Source organism: Vibrio sp. 10N.222.52.B7 (assembly GCF_041474275.1).
Classification (GTDB): Bacteria; Pseudomonadota; Gammaproteobacteria; order Enterobacterales; family Vibrionaceae; genus Vibrio; species Vibrio crassostreae_C.
The window spans coordinates 1-222 of the sequence record NZ_JBFRTU010000561.1 but is presented as its reverse complement, the minus strand read 5'-3'; the positions used below and the strand labels follow the sequence as shown (position 1 = coordinate 222).

General features: G+C 45.9%; 1 pseudogene. It reads left to right on the top strand.

Annotation, left to right across the window (positions count from 1 at the left end):
* Positions 1–222, top strand: a pseudogene (locus AB4512_RS24195) (ligase); the annotation flags it as partial.

Below are 222 nucleotides of genomic sequence, written 5' to 3'. Positions count from 1 at the left end.
CATTGGGTTTATCTGCATTCTGCCTTATCTATACAAGTTCTCGACCAAGAAACGCTTCTACGGATGGTGCGCATCAGTGCTAGTCGGTATCGTGGTCGCTTTTTCGGTAATCAGCCTCAGTACAACTGATAGCCTCGCAAGTAAAAGGGCTAACTTAGAAAGCCCACGAGCTTATACCTTTCCACAAGCGCTCGATATGATGATCGAAAAGCCATTTACAGG